This window comes from Brevundimonas sp., from assembly GCF_013912065.1.
Lineage (GTDB): Bacteria > Pseudomonadota > Alphaproteobacteria > Caulobacterales > Caulobacteraceae > Brevundimonas.
In genome coordinates, this window is record NZ_JACESA010000009.1 from 15,524 (window position 1) to 34,933 (window position 19,410).

The following is a 19,410-nucleotide window of genomic DNA, read 5'->3' on the forward strand; positions in this document are numbered from 1 at the left end:
CTCAGGCCGATGCAGTTCCAGCGCCTGCGGCTCGTCGGCTTCAAATCCTTCGTCGATGCGGCGGAGGTACATATCGAATCCGGTCTGACCGGCGTCGTCGGCCCCAACGGCTGCGGCAAGTCCAATGTGCTGGAGAGCCTGCGCTGGGTCATGGGGGCCAACTCGGCCAAGGCCATGCGCGGCCAGGGCATGGACGACGTCATCTTCGCCGGCGCCGCGGGCCGCCCGCCGCGCAGCCATGCCGAAGTCAGCCTGACCATCGACAATGCCCAGCGCCGCGCGCCCCAGCCCTTCACCGACAGTCCGGTGCTGGAGGTGTCGCGCCGCATCGACCGGGGCCAGGGCTCGACCTATCGGATCAACGGCAAGGAGGTGCGGGCGCGCGACGTCCAGCTGCTGTTCGCCGACGCCTCGACCGGCGCCAACTCCCCCGCCCTGGTCCGCCAGGGCCAGATCTCGGAACTGATCGCCGCCAAGCCGCAGAACCGCCGGCGTATCCTGGAAGAGGCCGGCGGCGTCGCCGGGCTGCACACCCGCCGCCACGAGGCCGAACTGCGGCTGAAGGCGGCCGAGACCAATCTGGAGCGGCTGGACGACATCGGCCGCGAGCTGGAGACGGCGCTGAACCGGCTGAAGCGCGAAGCCCGCCAGGCCGAGAAATACAAGAAGATCTCGGCCGAGATCCGCGCCCTGCAGTCGGCCCTGCTCTATGTCCGCTGGAACGACGCTAAACTGGCGGCCGAGACGACGGCGGGGGAGTTGCGCGACGCCGACCGCGCGGTAGCCGAGACCACGACCGCCGCCGCCGCCGCCCAGACCGCCGCCCTGTCGGCCCAGGAGGCGCTGAAGCCCGCGCGGGAGGAGGACGCCGTCGCCTCGGCCCTGCTGCACCGCGCCAGCCTGGAGCGCGACCGGCTGGACATGGCCGAACAGGCCGCTCGCGCCGAGGTGGATCGCCTGAAGGCCGAGGCCGCCCGCATCGCCGCCGACGCCGAGCGCGAAGAGACCATGGCCGCCGACGCCCGGCGAGAACTGGATCGCCTCGACCATGAACTGGGCCGCCTGAACGCCGAGATCGCCGCCGCCCCCGAACGCGGCCCCGAACTGGACCGGGCCCTGGCCGCGGCGGAAGAGGCCCGTAAGGCCGCCGAGGCCGAGGTCGAACGCCTCGCCTCCGCCCTGGCCGCCGTCGAGGCCCGCGCCAACGCCGAGGCCGCCCGCCGCCGAGACGCCGAGAACCGACTGGCCCGCGTCACGGGTCAATTCGATCAGGCGAAGCGCGAACGCGAGGCTCTGGGGCCGTTGGAGACGCCCGAACTGGAGACGGCCCGCCAGGCGCTGGAGACGGCCCAGGCCGATCTGACCGCCGCCCGCGAAGCCGTCGAAGCGGCTGAGGCCGAACGCGGCGACCTGGCCCGTGCTGAACAGGAGGCCCGCACCGCCGCCCGCGCCGCCGAAGACCGGCTGGGCAGGCTGCAGACCGAGGCGCGGGGCCTGGCCCAGTTGCTGGTCGGCGGCAAGCGCGACCATCCGCCCGCGCTCGACAAGGTTCGCGCCGACAAGGGCTATGAGGCCGCGCTGGCCGCCGCCCTCGGCGAGGATCTGGACGCGGCCCTGGACGCCCGCGCCGCCGCCTATTGGGGCGGGGCCGAGCCGGTCGTTCCCGCCTGGCCCGCCGGGATCGCGCCGCTGTCGGCCCACGTCCAGGCGCCCGAGCAACTGGCCGCCCGCCTCGCCCTGTGCGGCGTCGCCCCCCGCGCCCAGGCGGCCGATCTGGCGAAGGCCCTTCCGGTCGGGGCGCGTCTGGTGACGACCGAAGGCGACCTCTATCGCTGGGACGGCTTCGTCAGCCGCGCCGAGGCCCCGCGCCCCGCCGCCGTCCGCCTGGCCCAGCGCACCCGGCTGGCCGAGCTGGAGACCGAGATCGACAAGGGCAGGCCCGCCCTGGATCAGGCCCAGGCTCAACAGAAGGCCGCCACCGACGCCTTCCGCGACGCCGAGGAGGCGGTGAAGACCGCCCGCCTGAAGCCCTTCGCCCTGGACAAGGCCGTGACCGCCGCCCGCGACCGCGTCGACACTCTGTCCCGCGACCAGGCCCGCCGCGAGGCCCGCGCCCAGGCCCTGGACGAGACCGTCGCCCGGCTGGAGGCCGAGACGGCCGAGGCCCAGACCGCCCTCGACGCCGTCCAGACGGTCGAAGCGCCGTCCGAGACCCTGGACGATCTGCGCGCCGACCTGACCGCCGCCCGCGCCGCCGCCGATACGGCCCGCACCGCCGCCCAGACCGCCCGCTCGGACCGCGACGCCGAGGCCCGCGACCGCCAGGGCCGCGAGCAACGGCTGGGCGGCCTGACCCGCGCCCGCGACGGCTGGATCGCCCGGTCCAAGGACAGCGCCACCCGCGTCGCCGCCCTGGCCCAGGACGCCGAACGGACCGCCGCCCTGCTGAAACAGGCCCAGGTCGCGCCCCAGGGCTTCGCCGAGCAGCGCGCCAGGCTGCTGGATACGCTGACCGCCGCCGAACAGCGCAAACAGGCCTCGTCGGACGCCATGGCCGTCGCCGAGACCGTCGCGACCGAGGCAGACCGCGCCTCTCGCGCCGCCGAGAGCGCAGCCGCCCAGGCCCGCGAGGCCCGCGCCGGCCTGGCCGCCCGCGCCGAGGCCGCCGCCGAGAAGCTGACCGAGGCCGAGACCACTGTCCGCGAGACCGCCCAGATGTCGCCCGAGGACCTGGCCCGCAAGCTGACCGACGAGGCCGTGGCCCGTCCGCCCGACGCCGCCGGCGCCGAGAGCCTGCTGTACGGGCTGGAGCGCGAACGCGAGGCTCTGGGCGCAGTGAACCTGCGGGCCGAGGACGAGGCGACCGAGTACGGCGAGCGGCTCAACAGCATGAGGTCGGAAAGGATCGACCTGACCCAGGCCATCGCCAAGCTGCGCGACGGCATCGACGAGCTGAACGCCGAGGGCCGCGAACGGCTGGTCGCCGCCTTCGACGTCATCAACGCCAACTTCAAGACCCTGTTCGAGGCCCTGTTCGACGGGGGTCAGGCCGAGCTGAAGCTGGTCGAGAGCGACGATCCGCTGGAGGCGGGGCTGGAGATATACGCCTGTCCGCCGGGCAAGCGGCTGTCGGTCATGAGCCTGATGAGCGGGGGCGAGCAGGCCCTGACGGCGGCGGCGCTGATCTTCGGCGTCTTCCTGGCCAACCCGGCGCCGGTCTGCGTGTTGGACGAGGTGGATGCGCCGCTGGACGACGCCAACGTGGACCGGTTCTGCAAGATGCTGCACGAGATGCGGTCGCGGACCGACACCCGCTTCATCGTCATCACCCACAACCCAGTCACCATGAGCCGGATGGACCGGCTGTACGGCGTCACCATGCCCGAGCGGGGCATGAGCCAGCTGGTCAGCGTGGACCTGCACCAGGCGGAGACCCTGGTCGCATGATCGGCCTGCTGCTGGCTTTGGCAGACCCACAGCTGGTCGAGACGGGCGTCGGGCGGTTCGCCCTGTACGCGGACGTGGCCTCGATCGAGCGGGACGGCGATCGGGCGGGGATGCGGGCGCTTCAGGTGACGGAGGCGGGGTTCAAGGTGGGGGACGTGGCCTATGTCGGCGGCTGGTCCCGCTGGGCCTTCGACTGCAGGGCGCGGACGGCGGACCGGCTGGATTTCGCCGCGCTGCGGGCCGACGGGAGCGAGGGCCCCGCGACGCCCGACACGGCCCCGGCCTATGACGCCGCGCCGGGCGGGGACGCGGCGGAGCTGCTGGCGGCCGCGTGCGGCGAGGCGCCGGGAGGCGAGGTTCTCAGTCTGGAGCAGGCGATCGCTGGGGGGCGGTCGGCGCTGGCGGACTGACGACAGCGTCCTGGGCGGGCCGTTCCTCCCCCTGCGGCCATTCCAGGCGGTCGCGCGGCAGGGCTTCACGGCATTCGTCGCGCATGAAGGCCATCAGTTTCTCGCGGATTTCGCAGCGCAGGTCGAAGGCGACGCCGGCGGAGCGGGCGCTGGCCAGGCAGCGGACCTGGAGCACCCGTTCAGTGATGTCCGTCACCTGCATCACCTGGACGTCGCCGTCCCAAAGCTTGGACGATTTGACGATCCCCTCGAAGGCCGTGCGCAGCCGGTCGATCGGCGCCTCGTAGTCGACGTAGAAGAAGGCCGAGCCGATCAGGCGGGCGTTCTCGCGCGTCCAGTTCTGGAAGGGGGTGGAGATGAAATAGGACAGGGGCAGGACCATCCGGCGCCAGTCCCACAGCTTGATCACCACATAGGTGGCGGTGATCTCCTCGACATTGCCCCACTCGTTCTCGACGATGACGGCGTCGTCCAGGCGGATCGGCTGGGTCAGGGCGATCTGGATGCCGGCGACCATGTTGGTTAGGATGGGCTGCAGGGCCAGACCGGCGATGATGCCGACCACCCCGGCGGAGGCCAGCAGGCTGACGCCCCACTGGCGGAAGCCGGCGATGGTCATCAGGGCCAGACCGACGGTGACGATGAACAGGATCACCTTGGCCACCCGCTGCAGGATACGGGTCTGGGTCAGGTGTTTGCGGGCCAGAAGATTGTCTTCGGCGGCGATATTGTAGCGCCGCATGTACATGACGGACCACATGTCCAGTACGCCCGAGGCCAGCCAGCCGATGGTCAGGACGAACAGGAAGCGCAGCACCTCGCGGATGTCGCCAGAGGGGGCTGGGTCCATCGGCGAGACGGTCACGCCGATGCCGATGCCGATCAGGATCATCATGACCCGCAGCTTCTTGCGCGCGCGCTCCACCACGCCGCGCCAGAAGACGTCACGCTTGCGGACCAGGCGGCGCAGGACGGCGAAGACGATCTTGTGAGCGATCCAGCCGCCGCCGACGAAGGCGGCGACCACGAGGACAATGACGGCCCACTCGGGCAGCCAGTCGAAACGACGCCACAGGTCGTGTACCTGGCGGGTCAGGGCGGAGATTTCAGGAGGCATCGTCACCTAACGCACGACAAAGATTTGGGTTGAGCGTGGGACGTCCAGAGCCCCTCCACCCCCGCGCAAGAGGCGCGGCGGTCCCCCTCCCCGCGAAGCGGGGAGGAGACATCATGTTCGTCCTGCCGTCGCCTCGACCAGATCGGCCAGGCGTTCAGCGGCGTCGGGGATGGCGACGGTGCGGGCGGCGGCGGACATGGCGGTCAGTCGGGCCCGGTCGGACAGCAGGGCGTCGAGGGTCGTCGTCAGGCTCTGGACCGTCAGATCGTCCTCCAGCACCATCTCCGCCGCCCCGGCGTCGACCAGGGCCTTGGCGTTTAGGCGCTGGTGATCGTCCATGGCGATCTTCAGCGGGATCAGCACCGACGGCAGTGCCGCGACCGCCAGTTCGGCGCAGGTCGAGGCGCCCGAGCGGCCAACGACCAGATGCGCCTTGGACAAGCGTTCGGCCATGTCGCGGAAGAAGGGGGCGACCTCGGCCTCGATCCCGGCTTCCAGATAGATCTGGCGGGCGGCCTCCAGCGTCTCCGGCCGCGACTGCTGCTGCACCTTCAGACGACGACGCAGGGCCTCGGGCAGGGCCGCCAGGGCGCGGGGCGTGGTCTCGGACAGGATGCGGGCGCCCTGGCTGCCGCCCGTGACCAGTACATGGATCGGTCCGCCTTCGACCGGAGCGACATAGGGGCGGTCGAACAGGGCGCGTATCTCGGCCCGCACCGGCGAGCCGACGACATGCGACCGGCCCTGGACCTTGGCCGGCGCCCGATCCAGCGTCGGGAAGGACGAGGCCACCTGGCCTACATAGGGGGCCAGGATGCGGTTGGTGCGGCCCAGGACGGCGTTCTGTTCATGGATCACGGTCGGCCGCTGCGACGTCACCGCCGCGACCAGGGCCGGCGCCGACGGATAGCCGCCGAAGCCGACCACGACATCGGCCCCCAGCCGGTCGAAGGCCTCGCGCGCCTGCATCACCCCCTTGAAGATCGCGACACCCGCCTTGACCAGGCCCAGCGGGCCGGAGCCGGTCGCCGCGTCCAGGGCCAGCCGTTCCTCGGCCGGGAAGGCGTGGGCGTACTGCTCGCCCCTATGGTCGGTCGCCAGCACCACGCGCCAGCCGCGCGCGGCCAGTTCCCGCGCCAGGGCCTCGGCCGGGAACATATGGCCGCCGGTGCCGCCGGCGGCGACGACGCAGAGCTTGGACATGGATCGGTCTCCGAAAAACACAGTCTGAATAGTCTGAATCGTCTGAATGTCGGACGGGCGGGGTGGGAAAAAAGACAGTCTGAATAGTCTGAATAGTCTGAAATCGCGGGCCGCTCCTTCGGCCGTGGCCTTTGAGGGCGGGAGGATGGCACGGTTTTCGGGGGTGGTGGGTCGAACCGCCTCAGAATGACCCATACCTATGAAAGGGAACGGGAATTATCCACGAAATGTGAGGGTTCATCCGATCATCGTCATCCTCGCCCTTGTGGTGAGGATCCATAATCCCGGTACCGGCAGGCGGAGCGCCAAGGGTGGATGCGGAGTCTATGGATCCTAGGCACAGGGCCTAGGATGACGGGCTTTGGGAAGGCGGTTTCGCAATGGAGATCGCAGAATGGGTTGAGCGTCGCCCCGCTTACAGCAAGCGTCGTCCGGGCCGCGACAGGCTGGCCCCCGGTTCGTAGGCGCCGGGGCGGCGGCGGGTCAGGGCGAGAGCGAAGCCCATGGTCAGGCACATGGCCAGCATGGACGAGCCGCCGTAGCTGATGAAGGGAAGCGTCATCCCCTTGGTCGGGATCAGGTTCAGGTTCACCGCCACATTGATGCAGGCCTGAAGCCCGATCAGCATGAACAGGCCCGCCGCCGCCGTCTGTTCGAACGGGTCGGTCAGTTTCATCGCCCGCCGCAGGCCACGCACCACGATGAAGGCGTAGAGGCCGATCATGATCAGGCTGAGGATCAGGCCGAACTCCTCGGCGCCGACCGAATAGATGAAGTCGGTGTGCAGGTCGGGGACGCGGCGTTTCATCACCCCCTCGCCCACCCCGCGGCCCAGCAGGCCGCCGGCGCGAATGGCCTCAGCCGCGCTGTCGATCTGGTGGGTGTCGGTGGTCTCGGGCGAGAAGAAGCGGCTGAGGCGGTCACGCATGTGGCCAAAGACGAAATAGAGGGACACGAGGCCCGCCATGCCCGCGCTGGCCAGGACCGCCATCCACTTGAACGGCACCCCGGCCATGAAGAAGACCGCCATGAAGGTGGTGGTGATCAGCAGGGTCTGGCCGATGTCGGGCTGGATCAGCAGCAGGCAGACGGTCAGGGCGTAAAACCCAAACGCGATGGTGACGCCGGGCACCCCCTGCCCCTTCTGGGCCTCGGCGAACATCCAGGCGGCGAAGACGATCAGGCCCGGCTTGGCGAACTCGGACGGTTGCAGGCTGAAGGGGCCGAAATTCACCCAGCGGGCGGCGCCCTTCACCGTATCGCCGATGAAGGGCAGGGCCATCATCACCAGTATGGCGCCGAACAGGGCCAGGACGGCGATCCGGCGGACCCCGCGAGGCGACAGCAGCGAGGTCGTCAGCATCAGGACCAGGCCGACGCCCGAAAAGACCATCATCCGCCAGGAATAGTGGAAGGGGTCGGTGATCGATTCATCGGCCAGGATGGCCGCTGGACTGGAAGCGAAACTGAGCGCCACGCCCAGCCCCATCAGGGCCAGGGCCGCGCCCAGCAGGCCGCGATCCACGGTCCAGAACCACTGGGCCACCGGGCTCTGGTCGTTGCGCGAGAAGGCGGGGGTGTAGGAGGCGCTCATCGGGCTGTCTCCGGGGTTGCGCCGAGGTTCAGCACGGCGGCGCGGAACGCCTCGCCGCGCACCTCGAAGTCGGGATACTGGTCGAAACTGGCGCAGGCGGGCGAGAGAAGGACGATCTGCTCGCCGCCTGCGGATGCGGCGTCGGCGGCGGCGGCGGCGACGGCGGCGTCCATGGTCTTGGCGATGAGGTGGGGCGTGTCGCCCAAGGTCGGCGTCGCGGCGAAGGCTTCGGCCGCCTCCCCGATCAGATAGGCCTTGGCGATGCGGGGGAAGAGGTCGGCTAGATCGTCGATGCCGCCGTCCTTGGGCTTGCCGCCGGCGATCCAGAAGACGCGGGGATAGCTGGACAGGGCCTGACGGGCCGCGTCGGCGTTGGTGGCCTTGGAATCGTTGATGAAACGGACCGGGCCGATGTGGCCGACGGTCTCCATGCGGTGGGCCAGGCCGGGGAAGGACAGAAGGCCTTCGACGGCGGCCTCGTGCGACACGCCCAGGGCGCGGGCGGCGGCGTAGGCGAAGGCGGCGTTCTGGGCGTTGTGGCGGCCGGGGAGCGAACGGGCGGCGGAGAGGTCGGCGATCAGATTACCGTCGCTGAACAGGACCCCGGCTTGCGCCACATAGCCTTTTCCCCTTGCGGGAGAAGGAAGGGTGGACACGCTGACGACCCGGTCTGAGAAGGCGCGCGCGATCCCCTTGCCCCAATCCTCGTCCACGCCCACCAGGGCCACCGCGTCCGGTCCCTGCGCCTGGAATATCCGCTGCTTGGCCGCGACATAGCCCTCCATCCCGCCATGCCGGTCCAGGTGGTCGGGGCTGATGTTGGTCAGGATCGCCACGTCCGGGGCGAAACCGGTGGTCAGGTCCAGCTGATAGCTGGACACCTCGATCACATACACCGCGTCCGGCGTCGGTTCCGGCAGGGCCAGGACGCCGATGCCGATATTGCCGCCGACATGGACCGTCTGGCCCGCCTGTTGCAGCACCCAGCCGATTAGGGCTGTGGTGGTCGACTTGCCGTTGGTGCCGGTGATGGCGACCACCTTGGGCCGTCGATCCTGCGGCAGGGCGGCGATGGCGCGGGCGAACAGTTCGATGTCGCCGATGACGGGCACGGCGGCGGCCCTGGCCTTGTCCACGGTCCAGTGGGGTTTCGGATGGGTCAGGGGGGCGCCGGGCGACAGGACCAGGGCAGCGAAGCCCGACCAGTCGGCCAGGGCCAGATCCTCGACCACGAAGCCCTCGGCCTGGGCCTGGAGCCGGCCCGAGACGCCGTCGTCCCACAGGATGGGCGTCGCACCCCCGGCCTTGAGCGCGCGCGCCGCCGTGATCCCCGACCGTCCCAGGCCGAAGACCGCGACCCGCCTGCCCTCATAGCCGGGAACGGGGATCATGGCGTCAACGCAGCTTCAGCGTGGACAGACCCAGCAGGGCCAGGGCGCCGGCGATGATCCAGAACCGGATGACGACGGTGGATTCCGGCCAGCCCATCTTCTCGAAATGGTGGTGGATCGGCGCCATCAGGAAGATGCGTTTCTTGGTCATCTTGAAATAGCCGACCTGGATCATGACCGAGGCGGCCTCCATCACGAACAGGCCGCCGACGATGCCCAGGACCAGTTCGTGCTTGGTCGTCACCGCGATGGCGCCCAGGGCGCCGCCCAGGGCCAGGGAGCCGGTGTCGCCCATGAAGATCTTGGCCGGGGGGGCGTTGTACCAGAGGAAGCCCGCGCCCCCGCCGATCATGGCCGCGCAGAAGATGGCCAGTTCGCCCGAGCCGGGGACGTGGTGGATCTGCAGATATTGGGAAAAGACGAAGTTGCCGGCGAGGTAGGAAATGACCCCGAAGGCGCCCGCCGCCATCATCACCGGCACCGTCGCCAGCCCGTCCAGGCCGTCCGTCAGGTTCACGGCGTTGGAGAAGCCGACGATGGTGAAGGCGGCGAAGGCCACATAGAACCAGCCGACGTTCAGCAGCACCGCCTTGAAGAAGGGGAAGGCGATCGAGGTCTCGAGCCCCGGCGAGGTCGGAGAACGGGTCATCCACAGCACGGTCAGCACCCCGGCGACCACGGCCACCACAGTCTGGGCCAACAGCTTCTGTTTCGAGGTCAGGCCGGCCGAGGTCTGTTTCGTGACCTTGGCGTAGTCGTCGATGAAGCCCAGCACCCCGAAGGCCGCCGTCACGCCCGAGACGATCCAGATATAGGGATTGGTCAGGTCGCCCCACAGGAAGACCGCCACCCCGATGCCGGCCAGGATCATCAGACCGCCCATGGTGGGGGTGCCGACCTTGGACAGGTGGGACACCGGGCCGTCCTCGCGGATCGGCTGGCCCTTGCCCTGTTTGGCGCGGATCCAGTTGATGAAGCGGCTGCCCATGGCCGCCGCCACGATGGCCGCCGTCGCCAGGGCCAGGGCCGTGCGGACGGTCTGATACTGGATCAGGTTCAGCAGCGGATACTGGTGCGCGATGTCGGCGTAGTAGAGATACAGAAGATAGAACATGCGGGGGTCTCTATCGGGTCGCGCGCGGGGCGTCTTGGCTTGAAGGGGCGTCGGAGGCGGTCGTTTGCAGATCGGCCAGGGCCTTGGCGACCAGCGATGCCTTGGACCCGTTCGAGCCCTTGACCATGACGATGTCGCCGGCCGACGCCAGCATGGACGCCTCGGCGGCGAGTTCGGCCGCCGTTTCGCGCCACAGGCCGCGCCGCGAGACCGGAAGGGCCTCGTACAGGCGCAGCATCTCCGGCCCCGCCGCATGGACCAGGTCCAGGCCCGCGACCTCGATCGGTTCGGCCAGGCCCTCGTGCAGGGCCGCGCTCTGGTCGCCCAGCTCCAGCATGTCGGTCAGGACCACGATCCGGCGGCCGGTGGTCGGGCGGGCGCCCAGGCTCTTGAAACCCGCCGTCATCGACAGGGGATTGGCGTTGTAGCTCTCGTCGATCAGGGTGAAGGCGCCGCCCGGAACGGCGACGGCGCGCGTCTGGCCCCGGCCCGCCAGGGGCTGGAAGCCGGCCAGGGCCTGAAGCCCGGTGTCGAGTTCGACGTCGAGGGCGTCGAGCATCAAGAGGACGCACAGGCTGTTCAGGCTCCAGTGGGCGCCGGACTGGGCCAGGCGGTATTCCAGCGGCTTGCCGAACAGTTCGGCGCGGACCGTCGCGCCTTCGTCGTCGGGGCGAAAGTCCAGCAGCCGGGCGTCGTGGCCGGGATCGGCGCCGAAGGTGACCAGCCGCGCCCCGACCGCCTTGGCCGCGTCACACAGCAGGCCCGAGAAGGCGACGTCGCCGTTGGCCACCGCCGTCCCGCCGGGGACCAGGCCCTGGAAGATCGACGCCTTTTCGCGCGCCACGCCCGCCTCGCCGTCGGCGAAGGCCTCGATATGGACCGGGCCGACCGTGGTGACGCAGGCGGCGTGGGGGGCCACGAAGCGCGACAGGGGCGCGATCTCGCCGGGGGCGTTCATGCCGATCTCGAACACGGCGCGTTCGGTCTCGACCGGCATCCGGGCCAGGGTCAGGGGCACGCCGATATGGTTGTTGTAACTCTTGATCGAGGCGTGGGCGGCGCCGGCGAGATCGAGACCGGCCTTGATGGCCTGGGTCACGCTGGTCTTGCCGACGCTGCCGGTGACGGCGCCGCGCTTCACATGAGGCGCGCGGTCGCGGGCGGCGACGCCCAGGGCTTCCAGCCCGTGCAGGGTGTCGGGAACCACGACATAGGCGCCGCCCTCGACGGCCTGTTCGACCAGGGCCGCAGCCGCGCCGGCGGCGAAGGCGGAGGCGGCGAACTCATGCCCGTCGCGCGCGCCCTTCAGCGCCAGGAACAGGTCGCCGGCGACGATCTCGCGGCTGTTATAGGTCAGGCCCGTGATCGGATGGTCGTCGCCGTGCAGCACGCCGCCCGTGGCGGCGGCGACTTCGGCGGCCGTCCAGAGGGGGCGGGCGGATTTCTCAGGCATTCAGCGACAGGGCCTCGGACGCGACGGTGGCGTCGTCGAACGGATGAGTCACCCCGCCGACGATCTGGCCCTGTTCATGCCCTTTTCCGGCGATGACCACCACATCCCCTTCGCGCATCATTTCGATGGCCGCCTCGATGGCCGCGCGGCGGTCGCCGATCTCCAGGGCGTCGGAGCAGCCGGCGCGAACCTGGGCGCGGATCGCGGCCGGATCCTCGCTGCGGGGATTGTCGTCGGTGACGATGGCGACGTCGGCCAGACGCCCCGCGATCTCGCCCATCAGGGGCCGTTTGCCGCGATCCCTGTCGCCGCCGGCGCCGAAGACCACGATCAGCCGGCCGGTCGCGTGGGGCCGCAGGGCGGTCAGCACCGTCTCCAGCCCGTCCGGCGTATGGGCGTAGTCGACATAGACCTCGCCGCGTCCCGTCTCGGCGCCGATGCGTTGCAGGCGACCTTGGGCGCCGGTCAGACCTTCCAAAGCGCCGATCACGGCGTCGGGCTGGTCGCCCGCCGCGATACACAGGCCCGCCGCCACCAGGACGTTCGAGGCCTGGAAGGCGCCGGCCAGAGGCAGCAGGATGTCGCGAACCTCGCCCCGCACGTCCAGGGTCAGGCGCTGGCCCTCCGGCGTGGCCTGGCGGCCGATCAGGGTCAGGTCGCGCCCGCGCTCGCCCACGGCCATCACCCCCAGCCCGGCCATGATCGAGGCGGCGGCGAAGGCGGAATAGGCGTCGGAATCGGCATTCAGCACCGCTGTGCGCCCGCGCGGCAGCAGGGCCTCGAACAGGCGCAGCTTGGCGGCGCGATAGTCCTCCATCGTGCCGTGATAGTCGAGATGGTCCTGGGTCAGGTTGGTGAAGGCCGCCGCCTTCAGCGCCACCCCGTCCAGCCGCCGCTGGTCGATGCCGTGGGACGAGGCCTCCAGGGCGACGTGGGTCACTTCCTTCTGGGCCAGTTCGGCCATCAGGCGGGCGGCCTCGGCGGCGTCGGGACTGGTCAGGCCGGGGCCGGTCAGGGCGTAGGTACGGTCGCCCTTCTGGCCGACGACGCCCAGGGTGCCCATGCTGGCCGACTTGTGGCCCAGGCCGGCCCAGATCTGGCGGCAGAAGGTCGCGACCGAGGTCTTGCCATTGGTGCCCGTCACCGCGACGCAGGTCCTGGGCTGGGCGCCGTAGAAGCCGCGCGCCGCGATGGCGTAGGTTCGCCGCACGTCGCCCGAGGTCACCAGCACCGGCGCCGCGCCGTCCGGCGTGTCCGTCGGCGCCAGGACCGCCGCCGCGCCCTGGGCCAGGGCCTGGGGAATATAGGCGCGGCCGTCGGCGGTCGTGCCCGGCAGGGCGACGAACAGGGCGCCCGGCGCGACCTTGCGGCTGTCGGCGGTCACACCGGTGATGATCGGGTCGGACGTCAGGTCGCGACGCAACAGATCGGACAGGTGAAGCGTGCTCACAGCCCGTCCCCCTGCACGTCCTGATATTCGGCGACCTTCTCGCCGGTGGCCGTGCGCCAGCGGTCGGCGCGGCGCTCAACGCCCAGGAAGCCGGCGATCCGGTCGGCGATGTTGCGCACGGCGGGCGCGGCCACATAGGCGCCGGTCTTGGGATAGGTCCCCGGCTCGTCCATCAGGACGAAGATGGCGTAGCGTTTGGCGGTCAGCGGACCGTCGACCGGGAAGACGGCGGCGAAGGACCCCAGGGCGTGGCTGGGATCATACCGGCCGTTGACCAGCTTGTTGGCCGAACCCGTCTTGCCCCCGACCCGGAGGCCCGGCGCATCGGCGAAGCCGCCCGAGCCCCGGACGACATTGGCGCGCATCAGCTCCAGAACGGCGCGCGAGGTCTCCTCGGTGACGATCTGCTGCGGTTGGGCGCCCCGCGCGCCGCCGCGACGCAGCGACAGAGGCATCATCCGCCCGCCGTTGGTCAGGGCGCCCATGGCCTGAACCATCTGGGCCGGGGTGATCATGATGCCGTAGCCGAAGGACAGCGAGGCCAGGGTTGAGTTGTCCCAGCGACGCGGCAGAACCGGGCGCGCCGATTCCTTCAGCTCGATCCCGGCGGCGTCCAACAGGCCCAGACGGCGGAAATAGTCGCGCATCGTGTCCGGCCCCATCTGCACCGCCAACTGGGACGTGCCGATGTTGGACGAGTGCAGATAGACTTCCTCAAGGGTCATCACCCGGTTCTGGGCGTGGAAGTCCTTGATCTTGCGGTCGCCGATCTGGAAGGCCTCGGACGCGTCGAACAGGGTGCTCATGTCCGCCCGGCCGGTGTCGAGACCGGCGGCGACGGTGAAGGTCTTGAACACCGACCCCATTTCATAGTGGCCCGAGACGGCGCGGTTCAGCGTCGCCCCGTCCGGCGCGGCGCCGCGGTCGGCCTGGGTGAAGTTCGGCCAGCTGGCCATGCCCAGAACCTCGCCGGTCTGGACGTCGGTGACGATGCCGACGGCGCCCTTGGCCTGGTGCTGGATCGCGGCGGCGGCCAGTTCGTTCTCGAGCACGCCCTGGACCCGCAGGTCGATGGACAGGGGGAAGGCCTCGCCCCGCTGGCCGGCCGCGCGGATTTCGGAGTCGAACGCCAGTTCGGCGCCCGATATCCCCTGCCCGCCCGTGTCGGCGTCGCCGATCAGATGCACGGCCGAGGTTCCCAGCGGATAGGCGCGCCGGTCTTCCGGTTCGAACGTCACCCCGCCCAGGGCCAGGTCGTGAACCGCCGCCTTTTCCTGCGGCGTCAGGCCGTTCAGCACAATCAGCCGGCGTTCGCCATCCAGCACCTTGCGCAGGCGCGCGGCGGGAATGCGCGGCAGGGCGCGACGCAGCTGGCGATAGGCCAGGTCGCGATTCCAGACCTCGGCCGGATCGAGATAGAGGCCGTAATGCACGATGTTGATGGCCAGCAGTTCGCCGTTGCGGTCGGTCAGATCGCCGCGCACCAGGGCGTTCGGGTTTCCGCCGGCCCAGCGGCCGCCGGCAGCCCCGAACAGGGCCTTGTAAGAGGCGCCGAGGGCCAGGCCGGCGAAGACGCAGGAAAAGACGATCAGGATCAGGAAAATCCGGACCCGCGTGTCCTCTTCCGGGCGCGCATCGGCGCGGGCCCGCTCGAACCCGTGCTCCAGCCGCCAGACCAGTTCCGACAGACCGCGCCAGAAGGGCGACAGCCGCCCCTGGAGGTCCACGCCGGGCGCCGGGCGGTGATAGCGATGATCCTGAACGCTCATTGCGCCGTCTCCGGCGCGACGGCGGCGTCTTCGGGCGCGGTCTCGACCAGCGCCGGCTGAGCGGAAACGGGGGTCGATGACGCCGGGGCAGGCTTCAGCTCGGGAAGCTGGGCTTCCTCGGCCTGGCGATGGATCTCGACCGGACCCATGCCGATCTGGCGCGACAGGTTTTCCAGCCGCGCCGGCTGTTCCAGCCGGGCGACTTCGGCCCGCAGCAGACGGACCCGCTGGCCGTTTTCGCGGATGTCCTGTTCCAGCTGGGCGATGCGGCTGCTTTCACGCGCCGCCGCGGCCTTGGCGGCGTAAACCGAGACGATCATCACCGCGACCAGGGCCACGCCGATGATCTCGATCCAGCGCACGCCCCGGACCTTCCAGTCGAACAGCCGCTGCAGGGCGGTGCGGGAATAGGTAAAGAAGGGCGTCGTGGTCATGCCGCCGCCCTCCCCTTTTGCGGCGCCCAGGCCGGCGCCTCGGTGCGGATCGCGGCGCGCAGCTTGGCGGAACGGGCGCGGGGATTGGCGGACCGTTCCTCGTCGCCGGCCTCGCGCGCGCCCTTGAACTGGAGCGTGAAACTGGGCTTGCGCGGGTCGATCGTGACCGGGGCATGGCGCGATCCGGCCGGCGTATTGCCCGTCCGTTCGGTCAGGAAGGCCTTGACGATCCGGTCTTCCAGCGAATGGAAGGTGACGACCGCCAGGCGGCCGCCGGGCGCCAGGGTCGCCTCGGCCGCCTCGAGCCCGCGCTCCAGCTCGCCCAGCTCGTCGTTGACCGCGATACGCAGCGCCTGGAACACGCGTGTCGCCGGATGGATCGGCGCGCCGCGACGCCCGCCCAGAGCCTTCTCCACCGCCTCGGCCAGATCCAGGGTGCGGGTGAAGGGCTGTTCGACGCGGCGACGCAGGATGGCGGTCGCCACCCGTCCCGACTGCCGCTCTTCGCCATACAGTTTGAAGATATGGGCCAGGGGGCCGTGGTCCCAGGTGTTGACGATGTCGGCCGCCGTCGCCCCTTCGTCAGACATGCGCATGTCCAGCGGCCCGTCGCGCATGAAGGAGAAGCCGCGCTCGGCCTGATCCAGTTGCATCGACGAGACGCCGATGTCGAAGACGGCGCCGTCCAGCTTGGGCTTGCCGCTGTCGGCGAAGGCCTGGGCCAGACCCGAGAAGGGGGTGCGCACCAGCTGGAAACGGTCGGGGAAGTCGGCGGCGACCGCGTCGGCGTGCGGCTGGACCGTCGGGTCGCGATCCAGGCCGATGACCTGGGCGCCGCTCGCCAGGATGGCGCGGGTATAGCCGCCGGCGCCGAAGGTGGCGTCGATCATCACATCGCCGGGACCAGGCGCCAGGGCCTCGATCACCTCGGCCAGCAGAACGGGGGCGTGGGGATTGTCGGCGCGAGGGGTCACGATCCGCCCCCCGCCAGCTTCATCTGGGCCGCCAGTTTCAGGGCGCCGATCTGGGCCATGCCGGCCTTGGCCAGGGCGCGCTGTTCGGCGCGGCGGGCCGCCCATTTCTCGCGCGACCAGATCTGGAACCGGTCGTTCAGGCCGACGATGACGACCGTGTCCTCCAGCCCAGCCTCGGCGCACAGGGCTTCGGGCAGGGTGATACGGCCGCCGGAATCATAGGCCAGACGGACTTGCTCGCCCATCACCTGCCACTCCAGGGCCGAGCGTTCCTCCGAGCCGAACGGCAGGGATTCGATCATCTCGGCATAGACGGCGAACAGGCGGTCGCCGCCCGCTTCCAGACAGTCCGCCTCGATGGAGGGAAAGATGAACACGCCGCCGGCGGCGCCGTTTTCGGTCGTGCGGAAATCGTTCGGGATCAGGAGACGGCGCTTGCCGTCCAGCTGCTTCTCGTAGGTCGAGAGAAACACGCCCTGCCCATCGAGCCGTTCGGCCCGCCCCTGATTGCCTGACGAACGCCCGCCGCGCCCGCCTTAAGCCCCAACTGAAGAATGGGATAGCATGGGATCAGATGGGTCTCAATGGGATCGGTAACGATACTTAACCATATCTTGCTGTGTGGCGGCCCCGATCACGCCAGCGATAAACAGAACATACAAGGAACACGCAAAGTATTCACAGCCTGTGGAGGAGACTAACTCGCTTCGTTCGGACAACAGGTTAACGGTCAGGGCGATGTGGACGCCCAGACGGACTATCCGAACACGGGGATAAAAGGCGCACGAGGCTGCGTAACCGTCGGCCTCAACCAGCGCGAAGCGCGGCAGGCCCCGGCCTCAAGCAGCGCGAAGCGCGGCAGGCCCCGGCCTCAAGCAGCGCGAGGCGCGATAGGCCAAAAAAGAGAATGCCAGACGGCCTGTAAGCCGGGTTTTGTTCCGCTCCGGAGAGCGGCGACGATCATTCCTCTGGACCGTCCATTGCTGAACGGTTCTCGCGACCTACCCGGACATCTGAGGCGGTGAGCCCCGCGAGGCGAACCCCGCGCGATGTCCCTATTTGGTCTTGCTCCAGGCGGGGCTTGCCATGCCGTCCCTGTTGCCAGGCACGCGGTGGGCTCTTACCCCACCCTTTCACCCTTACCGGTCTCGCGAGGCCGGAGGTTTGCTTTCTGTGGCGCTATCCCTCGGGTCGCCCCGGGCGGAAGTTATCCGCCGCCTTTTCACCGTGGAGCCCGGACTTTCCTCGACGGACGCGAAGTCCGCCGCGACCGCCCAGCCGTCTGGCGCGCGCTAGATGCGCCGCCGCGCCTCGCAGGTCAACCGACGGATGCCCTGACGGCCGAAATGGGATAGGATCGCCGCATGGCCTCCGTCGTTCCGACACCGCATGAGAACCCCGAAACGCCGGTCGAGCGCGAGGCGCGACTGGCGCGTGGTCGCGCATTCATAGCCGAAGGCCTGGCCGACATCGCCGCCGGGCGGTTCATCGAAGGCGAAGAGGCGGTGCGGTGGCTCGAAGCCGAGATCGCGGAAGCCGAGGACGCGTCACGCTGAATGGCGCGGCGATATGTTCTGAGGATCGCGGAACGCGCCCGCCAGGACATTAATGAGGCCAAGGCCTGGCTGACACAGCCTGGAAGCGGACCCCGCGGTCAGGCGCGCTATGCGAAACTCAATCAGGCTCTCCTTGACCTGCGCGAAACGCCGTTGCGCTGGCCCAAGGGCGACTATGATGCGCGTGAGCGTCCCATCGAAGGCTATCGCATCTTCTACACTGTGGACGAAGCGGCGGGCCGTATCGTCGTGATCCGCCTCTACGGCCCTTACCAGGACCGTGCCGGCCTCTAGTCCAGCACGCCCGTGACGCTTTCGACGCTGGCCAGTTGCAGCAGACCGACCAGGCGGGCGCGGGTCTCGCCGTCGGCGACGCCGTCGATGCGGTCGGGGCGCCAGTGGCGCTGGAAGGCGCGGACCGTGGTCTCGGTCTCGGCGTCATAGTCGCCGCCGGGCGTCAGGCCGTAGCCCAGCCGGTGCAGGCCGGCGCGCAGCACCACGACGCCGATCCCCTGATCGCCCCTCTGCAACAGGCCGCCCAGGGCCTTGATCCGCTCGGCCGCGGGTTCGAACCACAGTCCGTGCCCGGCCTGGGCCAGCCGCTTCCACGAAAACAGTTCGCCGGGGTCGGTCTTGCGGTCGGGGGCCAGGTCGGAATGGGCGATGATGCGGTTGTCGGGAATGGTCCAGCGTTCGCGGATATCGCCGACCAGGGCGATCACCGCCTCGACCTGGGCCTCGGGAAAGGGGCGATAGCCGAACTCATGGCCCGGATTGACGACCTCTATGCCGATCGAAGCGGCGTTGCAGTCGGTCTCGCCGCGCCAGACGCCCGCCCCCGCGTGCCAGGCGCGGCGTTCCTCGGGCACGAGTTGGAAGATGCGGCCGTCTTCCTCGACCATGTAATGGGCCGAGACCTTGGCCTGGGGGTCGCGCAGCCGCGCCAGGGCCGCCTCGCCCGTCTCCATGCCGGTATAGTGCAGCACCAGCATGTCGGGCGGCGCGCGGCGCGTGTCGAAGTTCGGCGAGGGCGCCGGGATCAGGTCGATCATGTCGTCGGGGCTTGGGGCCTCAGCGCCCCTTGCGCTCCCAGCCGTAGGCGACCCAGGTCCCGTCCACCTTGCGGGCCTCGATCACGTCGGGATCACCGGCGCGGCGACGCGGCGCCAGGTTGCGGCGCGTCCGCATGGCCAGGCCGGCCAGAAAGACCAGGATCCCGGCGAACAGGGCGATGACCGCCACGGCGGCGGCGGTGAAGACGGCCAGGACCGCGCCCACGGCCATGGCGGCGATGGCGGCGATCATGCCGGCGAGCCACATCACCGAGGCGACGAGGCCGTTGGGCCGGCGGCGTGCGGCGAAACCGACGGTGGCGAGACGTTCAGACTGGAACATGGGTCATCCTTTCAGGCGTCCCGAGGAACGCCCATCCCCCAATGTCGGTCCATCGGGCCTCGCGGTCAATGGATCGCCCCCTCACGGCTCCGTGCGATGGATC

General features: G+C 69.9%; 18 protein-coding genes and 1 other RNA gene. 5 read left to right on the top strand and 14 right to left on the bottom strand.

Annotated elements, in window-relative coordinates; translation table 11 throughout:
- Positions 1-9 precede the first annotated feature (9 nt).
- The gene (gene smc, locus H2037_RS09385) at positions 10-3,447 is read left to right on the top strand and encodes a chromosome segregation protein SMC (protein WP_292120746.1); all 3,438 of its coding nucleotides are present in this window, start codon (positions 10-12) and stop codon (positions 3,445-3,447) included.
- On the top strand, positions 3,444-3,857 hold the full coding sequence (locus H2037_RS09390) for a hypothetical protein (RefSeq protein ID WP_292120749.1): 414 nt from the start codon (positions 3,444-3,446) through the stop codon (positions 3,855-3,857). The genes smc and H2037_RS09390 overlap by 4 nt, the downstream gene beginning before the upstream one ends.
- Here the strand turns inward: H2037_RS09390 and H2037_RS09395 are convergent.
- The 11 genes from H2037_RS09395 to H2037_RS17420 all read right to left on the bottom strand — a co-directional run bounded on the left by H2037_RS09395 (position 3,808) and on the right by H2037_RS17420 (position 16,601).
- Entirely contained in the window at positions 3,808-4,974 is a 1,167-nt protein-coding gene (locus H2037_RS09395) for a mechanosensitive ion channel family protein (protein ID WP_292120752.1), read from the bottom strand. The two genes, H2037_RS09390 and H2037_RS09395, sit on opposite strands and share 50 nt — an antisense overlap.
- A gap of 111 nt (positions 4,975-5,085) precedes the next feature.
- Positions 5,086-6,177, bottom strand: coding sequence for an undecaprenyldiphospho-muramoylpentapeptide beta-N-acetylglucosaminyltransferase (murG, locus tag H2037_RS09400; protein WP_292120756.1), 1,092 nt, complete (start codon positions 6,175-6,177; stop codon positions 5,086-5,088).
- A gap of 415 nt (positions 6,178-6,592) precedes the next feature.
- Positions 6,593-7,771, bottom strand: coding sequence for a putative lipid II flippase FtsW (ftsW, locus tag H2037_RS09405; RefSeq protein WP_292120758.1), 1,179 nt, complete (start codon positions 7,769-7,771; stop codon positions 6,593-6,595).
- Positions 7,768-9,162 carry a UDP-N-acetylmuramoyl-L-alanine--D-glutamate ligase gene (murD, locus tag H2037_RS09410; RefSeq protein WP_292120761.1) on the bottom strand — a complete coding sequence of 465 codons (1,395 nt, stop codon included), beginning with the start codon at positions 9,160-9,162 and terminating at the stop codon, positions 7,768-7,770. Before murD ends, ftsW begins: the two co-directional genes overlap by 4 nt.
- A 4-nt stretch (positions 9,163-9,166) precedes the next feature.
- The gene (mraY, locus tag H2037_RS09415) at positions 9,167-10,276 is read right to left on the bottom strand and encodes a phospho-N-acetylmuramoyl-pentapeptide-transferase (RefSeq protein WP_292120763.1); all 1,110 of its coding nucleotides are present in this window, start codon (positions 10,274-10,276) and stop codon (positions 9,167-9,169) included.
- Between the two features lie 10 nt (positions 10,277-10,286).
- A complete protein-coding gene (murF, locus tag H2037_RS09420; protein WP_292120766.1) occupies positions 10,287-11,729 on the bottom strand; it encodes a UDP-N-acetylmuramoyl-tripeptide--D-alanyl-D-alanine ligase in 1,443 nt (480 codons plus the stop codon).
- Entirely contained in the window at positions 11,722-13,179 is a 1,458-nt protein-coding gene (locus H2037_RS09425) for a UDP-N-acetylmuramoyl-L-alanyl-D-glutamate--2,6-diaminopimelate ligase (RefSeq protein ID WP_292120769.1), read from the bottom strand. Before H2037_RS09425 ends, murF begins: the two co-directional genes overlap by 8 nt.
- Positions 13,176-14,948 (bottom strand): penicillin-binding protein 2, encoded by a 1,773-nt coding sequence (locus H2037_RS09430; protein ID WP_292120772.1) that lies wholly within the window; start codon positions 14,946-14,948, stop codon positions 13,176-13,178. Before H2037_RS09430 ends, H2037_RS09425 begins: the two co-directional genes overlap by 4 nt.
- Complete coding sequence (locus H2037_RS09435; protein WP_292120775.1) at positions 14,945-15,382, bottom strand: cell division protein; 438 nt, start codon at positions 15,380-15,382, stop codon at positions 14,945-14,947. Before H2037_RS09435 ends, H2037_RS09430 begins: the two co-directional genes overlap by 4 nt.
- Positions 15,379-16,356, bottom strand: a complete 978-nt coding sequence (rsmH, locus tag H2037_RS09440) for a 16S rRNA (cytosine(1402)-N(4))-methyltransferase RsmH (protein WP_292120778.1) — start codon at positions 16,354-16,356, stop codon at positions 15,379-15,381. The genes H2037_RS09435 and rsmH overlap by 4 nt, the downstream gene beginning before the upstream one ends.
- A complete protein-coding gene (locus H2037_RS17420) occupies positions 16,353-16,601 on the bottom strand; it encodes a division/cell wall cluster transcriptional repressor MraZ (RefSeq protein ID WP_365833596.1) in 249 nt (82 codons plus the stop codon). The genes rsmH and H2037_RS17420 overlap by 4 nt, the downstream gene beginning before the upstream one ends.
- Between H2037_RS17420 and H2037_RS17425 the strand changes: the two genes are divergently transcribed.
- Positions 16,600-16,668, top strand: a complete 69-nt coding sequence (locus tag H2037_RS17425) for a hypothetical protein (RefSeq protein ID WP_353781517.1) — start codon at positions 16,600-16,602, stop codon at positions 16,666-16,668. The two genes, H2037_RS17420 and H2037_RS17425, sit on opposite strands and share 2 nt — an antisense overlap.
- Before the next feature lie 594 nt (positions 16,669-17,262).
- On the opposite strand, the gene rnpB is transcribed toward H2037_RS17425, so the two are convergent.
- Positions 17,263-17,642: RNase P RNA component class A (rnpB, locus tag H2037_RS09450), an RNA gene on the bottom strand.
- Positions 17,643-17,720: 78 nt separating this feature from the next.
- Between rnpB and H2037_RS09455 the strand changes: the two genes are divergently transcribed.
- On the top strand, positions 17,721-17,912 hold the full coding sequence (locus tag H2037_RS09455; RefSeq protein ID WP_292120783.1) for a hypothetical protein: 192 nt from the start codon (positions 17,721-17,723) through the stop codon (positions 17,910-17,912).
- Positions 17,913-18,206, top strand: a complete 294-nt coding sequence (locus tag H2037_RS09460) for a type II toxin-antitoxin system RelE/ParE family toxin (RefSeq protein WP_292120785.1) — start codon at positions 17,913-17,915, stop codon at positions 18,204-18,206.
- Here H2037_RS09460 and H2037_RS09465 read toward each other — a convergent pair.
- Positions 18,203-18,964 (bottom strand): N-acetylmuramoyl-L-alanine amidase, encoded by a 762-nt coding sequence (locus H2037_RS09465; protein ID WP_292120788.1) that lies wholly within the window; start codon positions 18,962-18,964, stop codon positions 18,203-18,205. The two genes, H2037_RS09460 and H2037_RS09465, sit on opposite strands and share 4 nt — an antisense overlap.
- A 19-nt stretch (positions 18,965-18,983) precedes the next feature.
- Positions 18,984-19,307 carry a hypothetical protein gene (locus tag H2037_RS09470; RefSeq protein WP_292120791.1) on the bottom strand — a complete coding sequence of 108 codons (324 nt, stop codon included), beginning with the start codon at positions 19,305-19,307 and terminating at the stop codon, positions 18,984-18,986.
- Between the last annotated feature and the right edge of the window lie 103 nt (positions 19,308-19,410).

What these genes read in the sequence shown, in the direction of transcription:
- smc (WP_292120746.1), top strand. Translation starts at nt 10, where the DNA reads ATGCAGTTCCAGCGCCTGCGGCTCGTCGGCTTCAAATCCTTCGTCGAT.
- H2037_RS09390 (WP_292120749.1), top strand. Translation starts at nt 3,444, where the DNA reads ATGATCGGCCTGCTGCTGGCTTTGGCAGACCCACAGCTGGTCGAGACG.
- H2037_RS09395 (WP_292120752.1), bottom strand. Translation starts at nt 4,974, where the DNA reads ATGCCTCCTGAAATCTCCGCCCTGACCCGCCAGGTACACGACCTGTGG.
- murG (WP_292120756.1), bottom strand. Translation starts at nt 6,177, where the DNA reads ATGTCCAAGCTCTGCGTCGTCGCCGCCGGCGGCACCGGCGGCCATATG.
- ftsW (WP_292120758.1), bottom strand. Translation starts at nt 7,771, where the DNA reads ATGAGCGCCTCCTACACCCCCGCCTTCTCGCGCAACGACCAGAGCCCG.
- murD (WP_292120761.1), bottom strand. Translation starts at nt 9,162, where the DNA reads ATGATCCCCGTTCCCGGCTATGAGGGCAGGCGGGTCGCGGTCTTCGGC.
- mraY (WP_292120763.1), bottom strand. Translation starts at nt 10,276, where the DNA reads ATGTTCTATCTTCTGTATCTCTACTACGCCGACATCGCGCACCAGTAT.
- murF (WP_292120766.1), bottom strand. Translation starts at nt 11,729, where the DNA reads ATGCCTGAGAAATCCGCCCGCCCCCTCTGGACGGCCGCCGAAGTCGCC.
- H2037_RS09430 (WP_292120772.1), bottom strand. Translation starts at nt 14,948, where the DNA reads ATGAGCGTTCAGGATCATCGCTATCACCGCCCGGCGCCCGGCGTGGAC.
- H2037_RS09435 (WP_292120775.1), bottom strand. Translation starts at nt 15,382, where the DNA reads ATGACCACGACGCCCTTCTTTACCTATTCCCGCACCGCCCTGCAGCGG.
- H2037_RS17420 (WP_365833596.1), bottom strand. Translation starts at nt 16,601, where the DNA reads ATGGGCGAGCAAGTCCGTCTGGCCTATGATTCCGGCGGCCGTATCACC.
- H2037_RS09455 (WP_292120783.1), top strand. Translation starts at nt 17,721, where the DNA reads ATGGCCTCCGTCGTTCCGACACCGCATGAGAACCCCGAAACGCCGGTC.
- H2037_RS09460 (WP_292120785.1), top strand. Translation starts at nt 17,913, where the DNA reads ATGGCGCGGCGATATGTTCTGAGGATCGCGGAACGCGCCCGCCAGGAC.
- H2037_RS09465 (WP_292120788.1), bottom strand. Translation starts at nt 18,964, where the DNA reads ATGATCGACCTGATCCCGGCGCCCTCGCCGAACTTCGACACGCGCCGC.
- H2037_RS09470 (WP_292120791.1), bottom strand. Translation starts at nt 19,307, where the DNA reads ATGTTCCAGTCTGAACGTCTCGCCACCGTCGGTTTCGCCGCACGCCGC.